At 50.0% G+C, this 8,431-nt stretch carries 10 protein-coding genes; all 10 read right to left on the bottom strand.

All coding sequences use genetic code 11. The features are described from left to right. Positions 1–2,273, bottom strand: a 2,273-nt coding sequence (locus ACT3T6_RS17455) for a DNA methyltransferase (protein WP_444625971.1), incomplete at its 3' end; no start/stop codon positions are given. Positions 2,274–2,776: 503 nt separating this feature from the next. After that, positions 2,777–3,178: a hypothetical protein gene (locus ACT3T6_RS17450; protein ID WP_192539309.1), complete on the bottom strand. Its 402-nt coding sequence runs from the start codon at positions 3,176–3,178 to the stop codon at positions 2,777–2,779. A gap of 7 nt (positions 3,179–3,185) precedes the next feature. Further along, a complete protein-coding gene (locus ACT3T6_RS17445; protein ID WP_193054913.1) occupies positions 3,186–3,947 on the bottom strand; it encodes a Fic family protein in 762 nt (253 codons plus the stop codon). 84 nt (positions 3,948–4,031) lie between these two features. Continuing rightward, entirely contained in the window at positions 4,032–4,259 is a 228-nt protein-coding gene (locus ACT3T6_RS17440; protein WP_192539307.1) for a plasmid partition protein ParG, read from the bottom strand. 82 nt (positions 4,260–4,341) lie between these two features. After that, the gene (gene parA / locus ACT3T6_RS17435) at positions 4,342–4,971 is read right to left on the bottom strand and encodes a ParA family partition ATPase (protein ID WP_192539306.1); all 630 of its coding nucleotides are present in this window, start codon (positions 4,969–4,971) and stop codon (positions 4,342–4,344) included. 100 nt (positions 4,972–5,071) lie between these two features. Beyond that, positions 5,072–5,764, bottom strand: a complete 693-nt coding sequence (locus tag ACT3T6_RS17430) for a M48 family metalloprotease (RefSeq protein WP_192539305.1) — start codon at positions 5,762–5,764, stop codon at positions 5,072–5,074. Positions 5,765–6,081: 317 nt separating this feature from the next. Then, a complete protein-coding gene (locus ACT3T6_RS17425) occupies positions 6,082–6,702 on the bottom strand; it encodes a hypothetical protein (protein ID WP_192539304.1) in 621 nt (206 codons plus the stop codon). A gap of 59 nt (positions 6,703–6,761) precedes the next feature. Further along, positions 6,762–6,995 (bottom strand): hypothetical protein, encoded by a 234-nt coding sequence (locus ACT3T6_RS17420; protein ID WP_192539303.1) that lies wholly within the window; start codon positions 6,993–6,995, stop codon positions 6,762–6,764. 2 nt (positions 6,996–6,997) lie between these two features. Then, positions 6,998–7,897: a DsbA family protein gene (locus tag ACT3T6_RS17415; protein WP_193054912.1), complete on the bottom strand. Its 900-nt coding sequence runs from the start codon at positions 7,895–7,897 to the stop codon at positions 6,998–7,000. 142 nt (positions 7,898–8,039) lie between these two features. Next, a partial coding sequence (locus ACT3T6_RS17410) for a hypothetical protein (protein WP_444625970.1) occupies positions 8,040–8,431 on the bottom strand: 392 nt, incomplete at its 5' end.

The raw sequence follows: 8,431 nt of genomic DNA, 5'->3' as shown, positions 1-8,431 counted from the left end.
ATGTATCCAATCGGCACATATTTGCGCCGCTCAGATGTAACCCGAGGCACTAAGAGGTAGTTGCCAGCTTTAGGTTGCCGAATCTCAGGGAATAGATGCGGTACTTTGGAGGATTTCTCACGGGTCGATTTTTTCTTACTCGCTAGCCTTTCATTCCGTACAGACTCAACACGCTCAGCTATTTTGGGCAGTGCATTTATTTCCTCTATTGACGCATCCACAAGCCAAAGGCAGTATCTCTCCTTCGACTTTAGATACTCATCGGCTCCTAAAAACTTTCTTATATACTTTTTAGAACCTGGCTCCTCGGACGTTAACACCTCCTTTTCGGCCGGACTTAAAATTAAACCAGCACATTTAGTATAGTTATTGCCATCCATCATTGGGACGGATGCGTTTAATGGAAAGTTACGGGCAATTACCGGCCCGCTGTATGCCGGGACTAAATAGGGATTTATGCAAGGAACCTCGGCCTCTACTGTGCCACTTTCAACTTCATAATAAAGAGCCCGCTTCTCCGGATTTTTTGCTAGGCCAATGACAACCACATGAACGCCGGCGTTTGATTTCGCGCTATTTTTCCACTTAAAAGTATGATGGGCGAAGAATATCTCAATGCCGAGTTCGAAAATTTCCGGCCATAATACACCGACTTGCTCACCCTGCGTGATAGAACTAGTAGCTACAAATGCAGAATAAGACTGAGGGTATTGAGATAGATATTCAGCAGCTTTCATAAACCAACAAGAGACAAAATCCAAATTTTTATAGTTCTTCAAATCATTAAAAACCAATTCCATATCAGCTGTTTGGTCTGAAGACCTGTCGGCTTTCCCCAAGAAAGGAGGGTTTCCGCATATATACACCTCAAAAAGATTGTTGTTTTTGTCATTTGGCAGACAAAATTCCTTCCAATCTAAAGTCAAAGCATTATCGTGTAAAATATGGCCGGAGTCTCTCAAGGGGAGCGCTGCATCGACGTAACCAAACTTTTCTTTGAACAACATATTCATCTGATGTTCTGCGAGCCACAGCGACAAGATGGCAACCTCATGTGCAAAGTCATCAATTTCGATACCATGGAACTGGGACAGCTTAATCCCGGAGTAGTACATTTCAGTTTGGTCCGACACCGTGTTCAGCGCGTCGATGATTTCCATTTCCAGCTTTCGCAACTCTTTGTAAGCAATGATCAGGAAATTTCCTGAGCCACAGGCTGGGTCAAAGATGCGTAGATTCTGAAGGCGCAGAAGCAGTTCTTTTAGTTTTCGTTCATTCTTCCGGCTTTTCTCAAGTTCCGCGTACAGCTTGTCGAGGAACAGAGGCTGAATCACCTTCATAATGTTGGAGACAGAGGTGTAATGCTGCCCCAGATTGCCCCGCTGCTCTTCATCAATGACCGCCTGGAACATCGACCCGAAAATGTCAGGATTGATTTCAGACCAATTCATGTTCCCGCAATCAATCAGAAGCCGGCGAGCTTTTCTTCCGAATTCAGGAATAGGCTCATCAGCTTCGAAGAGGCCACCATTAACGTAGGGGAACTCCTGAAAGTGAGTAGCCATCGATTTTCGCACGGGCGCATTATCGTCGAGGTTGAGGACGGTAAACAGATCTGTGAAGAACTGGTCGACGTCAGATCCATCCTCCTGAGTTGTTGACTGGATGCCAGACGTCATCTGACCTTGCTTGAAGATTCCGGTGTCTTCGGCGTAGAAGCAAAACAGTAGACGAGTCAGAAAAACGTTGAGTGCATGAATGTCTTCAGGCTTCGACAGATCATTGCGCTCACGGATCAGATCAAACAGCCGCCCCATCTTCTCAGAGGCCTTAACGTCTGCCGGATGCTCTGAATACATGACCGCCTTCTCATACCCAGCCAGCGGCAGGAAGAAGGCGTACTGCTTATCCAGCTCCTCCATCGTGGCTTCAAGGCGCTCTTCTGCCTTGAGATCGAGAGCGACCAGGCTCTTGAAGTCAGTCACAATAACGAAGCGGATATCGTTCCGAGATACGACTTCACTTGCCTTGAGGGAGTCGGCTTCGGCGTTCAAATCGGCTCCCTCTGGAGCGGATCGGAAGTAGAGCTTCTTCTTCAGTCCAACGTCATTGCCACTTGCAACGTTCCGGCTATCATCGCGCTTGCGAAGGCGGGTTATGGTGCTTTTCGGAAATCCATAAGCATCAAGGAAGGAGAAAATGAACTCATCCGGATTTACGTTGGAGCAGGCCTGCTCCATGGATTCGATAATGCGTGCCTGACTAATCGCCATGTTTCCACTCCTGACCAGTCGTTCGTCGAGCCTTCGACTACGTGCGAATTCTGGCGACAGAATACACACTTAGTTCCGGTTTAGAAGCCTGATGATACGACACGATTATCACACACGCAATTCCGGTTTACGGATGAACTGACACTCTGTAGGCTGGAGTGGAATTACGCACTAGTTTGCGGATACCCCATTTTAAAACATTGCGGAGCGGTGCGAGTCCAACAACAGTTGCTGACCATTTTTCCTGGTAAATTGTAAGCACCAGGCATTACTCATAAGCACGCCCACAATAGCGACACTTTTCAGATCAACGCATTCAAGCAATACACGGAACTGGCCTTCTTGCATTTCTATCCTTTTGATTTATCAACTTGCTTTTTTGATGTTGCGCAAACTTCAAAAGAAGGGACGTGGCTGAGGTCGGAACCCACACTTTTTTTTAGCTTAATGAAAGATACTCAACCCTCTTCACACATTTTCGATGTGTAGGATTAGGATTTCACTTAAAATGCGTGTGAGTACCGTGCAAAGACGTCCGCACCGTCGAAAAACACAGCGTCCCCACCCGATGCTGACACCTCTGATTCTCGCCAGAAGAACGCATACGCCTCTTTATAGCTACTGCGCCCGATCAGGTGACTCATCACGTATCCCCAAGGTTCACCTGATGCTTGCTCCAACGACAGATGCAAATTTTCAGCGCCATCTTCGCTCATGACCTCTTGCACTGCGAGCAAATCGAAACTGTTACCTATCTCACCTAAAATCGCTAAGTCCTTGTCGTTGTTCCAGCCCAAGTGGTTAATGTTCCAGGTTGCGATGGCAACGTCAGCATGGACAGACAATGATGAAATCATCAAGGCACCAAAAGCGGACAACCTCAAAACCTTGTTTGATACTATCATCAAAACCTCATTTGCTGTCCGGCTGTCTATTAATGCCCAGCGCCCACCAGTAAGGCTCAAAGCTGTTTTCCACGCTGTCACAAAGCAAGTCGACAAAAAGATCGTAGTTGCCGGTGCAATGGGCAGTATCCAGTGCTTCGTAGTAAGCCAACCGCTGCTCTACCTTGATCAGAGCGGCAGGGAACCCTGCTTTCATCAGCTCGAAATTCATCAGAAGCCGCGATGTCCGCCCATTCCCATCAACGAAAGGGTGAACCTTGACGAACTCACCATGCAAACGGGCAGCTCGCTCAATGGGGTGCAAAGTGCCAGCCTCTTGATGATACCAATGAAGAAAATCGCTCATCGCCTGAGGAACCCTGTAGGCTTCAGGTGGCCGGTGCTCGGCACCTGATATCATGACATTGACCTGGCGATACGCTCCGGCATTCTGATCGTCGACGTTTTTGAGTACCAGCTGGTGCAGCGATTTGATCAACCATTCGGATAGAGGCTCACGCTGCTTAACCCAGTCTTCAACCATCCAAATCGCTTCTCGATGGTTAATAACCTCAAAGTGCTCTCGCAGGGTTTTTCCACCCACCGTAATACCTTCAAGAGCGACCTTGGTTTCCTTGAGCGTGAGCGTATTCCCTTCGATGGCGTTGCTATGGTAAGTCCATTGCAAAACCAGCGATTCATGTAGGTTGCGGACAACGGCATGAGGCAGCGGTCGATACTGATCCAGCTGCTCTTTAAGCCGATCAAGTCGTGAGAACCTGTCAGACATCCGCCCTCTCCTGATCAGTCAACCTCAAAAAACCCGATGGGCTTTTCTTCAAATGAGGTTTTGATGCAATGAATAAAAACACTTTCACGCTTGATCGCCGTCGATCAACTTATCAATTTGTTCACGCAGGATATCCTTGATGGTCATGCCATTCTGAGCCGCGTATATCTTCAACCGCTGATGTTCTTCATACGTCAGATCAATGTTGACCCGTTTTTTGGCCGGTCTGTCTGCCAGGCTCGCTAACGTCGCTTCTTTTCGCTTGTCTGCTTTCGCGCTTGGGCGTCCAGCACTAAGTACACCTTTGGTCATCTCAACAACCTCAAAAAATCATAACTTCAAATCATTATTGCCGCATTAACGTAAAAACTCAATTGATCAAAGCCCCAAAACCTCAAATGAGCTTTGCTTTCAGCTCGTTCATCAATGCGTTGATTTCAATAGATGCGGGGCCGTCAGGGTCTTGGTCGAAGACCGTTGTACCTGTTGCGGCCGTCGTGGGGTAGATAACCCGCTGAGTAACCCGACTCTCAAGCACCGGCAACTCATATTCGTTAAGTGCATTGGTGACTTCCGACCCTATCCGCGTCCCCTTGATCGCCCTGGAGACAACAAACGCCGCTTGCATCTTGCCGTCAGTGATCTCAATACGCTGCTTCACCAACTCGACAAGATCAGCTGTCGCCCAAATATCGTACGGGCTTGGTTGTGCCGGAATCAGCACAAAATCTGCTGCCTTAATGGCAGACGCTGCCAGATCGGCTGCCTGTGGCGCGCCATCAATCACCACAAATTCTTTGCGAGCCAGGTTTTTCAAATCACGCCCTATGGTTGGACGGTCAATGCCGACTACCGGCACCGGCTGATCCTCACGAACCGCTGCCCAATCACGGGCGCTGCCTTGGGGGTCTGAATCAACCAACAGTACATCATGTCCTGCCATCATCAGCGCAGTAGCCAGGTGCGTTGCAATCGTCGTCTTACCCGAACCGCCTTTCTGATTTAAAACCGCAATAACGTGCATTGTATCTCCGCCATCGTGTAGGAACCTTATCTGAGCTTATGAAGAAATGGGGATTTTATCAAATGGTCATAAACTCAAATAAAAGAATGAGGTTATGAGGTTATGAGTTAAAACGTTTAAGCGCCTTCACACGCTCGTGGTGCGTCGGATGTGTGCGAAGACAGATAGGCCGCTGCAAAGGCTCAAACGTGGAAGCCGCTGCCAGCGATCTGAACAGCGCGATGCCTGGCTCTGCACCTTCCTGTGACGCTGCAAAGGCGTCAGCGCGAAATTCACTACGCCGTGACGCCCAAAGTGTCAACGCCTCGTAAGCTGCACCACCGAGCTGTCTGCCAGCTTTATCCAAATTTTGGAATAGACGCTCAAAACCAACCAACAAGCGGCAAAGAGGATGGCCTACTAGCGGTATCCAGTAACATAGCCGAACAAGCCATTTCACGACCTTCAAGCGTAGGCGCTGCCAAGCAAGCACGCTGTCCAGAAAGCGCTGCCAGGCAAACACATGGCGGGCATCCCCATGAACCAGATGGCCGACTTCGTGAGCGATCACCCAGCGCAATATGTCCGACGGCAACTGCAAAACACCCGCTGACAGTACCAAGTGAGATTTTCTTATTGGCGGCGCAACGACAAAAGCAACCACATAGGCATTCTCGGCGGCCCAAAGGTGTGGGCATCGGATACGATGTTGCTTGCACAGACGTTGTGTATAGAGCGCGATAGGATGGTCTGCCGATACCTTAACCAATCTCCCCTTGGCCAAACGCTGCAACTGTCGTTTGCGGTGTCTCATCGCTTGCTTCGCCCCATTCCAAACCAAAAGACACAGCAGCCCCCACGCGATCACCAGGGCGAGATGAATCAACGTATTTTGGGATAGCGGCACCCAGTCAATCTCTGGCCATGCAGGACGAACACCGGCGGCGAACAACCAAGAAGAAATATGTGCAAAAACGCTATAAACAGCCCAAAGAATTATTAAAGGTAAAAAAGCACTAAAAATACTCAATAAAATAAAGCCAGCTAAAAAAGCTGTGTTGTGCAAAAAAGCACATAAAAAATTCGCTATGCCTTGTAAAGACCGAAGATAAGAACATTTGCAGAACGATGTCATGAGCCATCGCCTTCTTTACTAATGACATAACGCACTTTTTCAACCAAAGGGTTTATATAATGCTCAACAGCGTTATTTAATCTAGGAAGCCATCCTTGTGTTTTTTTGTCTGCTGAGTCTATCAAGGTTTGCGAGTTAGCCGACTTCCATTGTGAAAGCGATGAAGGGGGCATCCAGTCTGGTAACGTCCGCCAAGGGGTACGATGCGTCGATTCTGTAGGTTTCACTGATGAGGCACCCGACAAAAGCTCGGCATTGACCCAGGGTGCTGGCGCGCCTGGCGGCATATTCCCTTGACCGCCCGCTGTCAAAACATCGAGTCGTCGTCGGGGCTCGGCAAAACGTCCATGTCGTTCTAGCGGTTCAACTGTGATCGTTGCAAGGTGTCGGTCTGGCCGATAATGAGCTGCTTGTACCTCTATCTGTAAACGATCCCTAATATCGGGACACCAGGCACGCTGACAGTCGTGGCTCACGACGATCTGGACGTTGTGGTGGTTTGTCGAATCCGACACAGTATCGCCGGAGGAGATAACTGTTTTCGCCGTTCCCAGGGCAGGCGGAATTGTCAGCGCGAGCCCAAGTGCCATCGCTGGCAATGCTAGATATGGAAGCATGTTCCGCTCCAAAAAAAACGCCCTCAAAAGGGCGTCAGTCATTAGGTGAATGGGGCGTTTTACTCGGCATCGGGCGTCACGGGAGCAGACTGATTGGACGCGTCCAGCCAGTCCCCAATGCCCAGCGAATCCAACAAGCCGCCGACCCAGGTATAAACGGGCATAAAGTATTCCGGCCAAAGGTGCATCAATGCCATCCCCAGCACTGCACCGCCTATCAAGCCTGCCAGGTTCGTTCTGGCCAGAAAGAGGGCGACACCAATGGCAATCGCAATCGGGGAAATGGGGAGCATAATTAACCTTCCTGTTCAGCGGGTTGGCCGTTGGCTGTTCCTGCCTCCGCACTCTCCTGCTCGATCATGCCCCTTAATGCCGAAATGATGGCTCCTGGCGGCTGCGCCCCAGACAAACGGACTTCCTCTCCCGTTTCGTTGTCGATCAAAAACGATGTCGGCGTACCCGTAACACCTTCTGATTGTGCTTCACGCCCAAGAACAGCCACATGGCGTTGTACATCGCTGCTTTGCATACACTGACGAAACGCTGAACGATCAAAACCCATCGTTTCAGCTACATCGAGCAAACCCGCTTCGCGCACCTGATGATTCTCGTAGATATAGTCGTTAAGCGCCCAGAAATGCTGATTATCACCGAGACGGCCTGCACACTCACTCGCCAATGCTTGGGTGGTCGAGTTGGCATCCATGATCGTCATGTGATGGTACTGAGCCTTCATCACGCCCTGACTGCTATCAACAAGTTGCTTGGGAGTATTGTGAAACTGACGGCAGTACGGGCAGTTGGGATCGGAATAGGTGTACAGCGTGAAGCGAGCGTCAGCATCCCCGTATGTCCAGGGCGTATCGTCTTCCAAATCGGTAGGGGCATTGTCATACCCCTCTAACAATGCCTGGCGCTGTGCCTCTTGCTCGGCCTGCGCTCGCTGCTGCATCACCTGATCAACGGCGGCCACCAGGTCAGTGTTACGCGTTTGCTGTCCAGAGGAAGTGTTGATGGCATCGGCAAGGTCAGACAGTTTCGCATTGGTCTGTTGGAGTTGATCAGCCGTTTCAGTCTGGGCGTTCAGCAGCAAACCGAATGCAAGTGTTGCCAGCAATCCGCTGCCGATAATACCGCCAAGCGCAAGGTGCATCGTGCGACGGTCGCCTGTGGCCGAAGATGTAGCTTTTGACATGAGTATTCCTCTGGAATGAAAAGTACCTTGGCAGAGTACGCGCAGGAAATGATCAGACAGGCCAGCGGAACACCGGATTTCTAGGCAAAAACAAAAAACCCCCAAAAAGGGGGCTGTAAGCCTTTGTGAGAGCCTGAAGGCATCAGGCGGCCCAAGGTAGCAGGTAGGGGGTAGAAAACACGACAGAGGCCGTCAGGAGCCAACAGAAAAGGGCGTATAGCTGCAAGCCAATGAAACGCCGCATCCCTCCCTTCCTGACATATCTTCCAGCCGTAGAGATGGCCATAAAGACCCCGCCAACTGCCAGAGCAAGAATCGACGGCATGATCCATTCGATACCGACACCCGCAAATGCCCGCCAGAAAAAGAAAACAAAAAGGCCGATGATCGGGGAAAGAGACACAATGCCCTGTACCGAAACAGCCTGGCGATACTTCCCATGTGGCGTGTCGTCAACAAGGTATGCACGCACCAGACGGTGAGGTAGAAGTGACATAGCTTTCAGTGAACAGCGCAAAGAACGGTTTTGACGGC

The sequence above is a fragment of the Halomonas sp. 72 genome (assembly GCF_052379785.1).
GTDB lineage: Bacteria > Pseudomonadota > Gammaproteobacteria > Pseudomonadales > Halomonadaceae > Vreelandella > Vreelandella citrativorans.
This window is presented reverse-complemented; position numbering and strand designations above follow the sequence as displayed.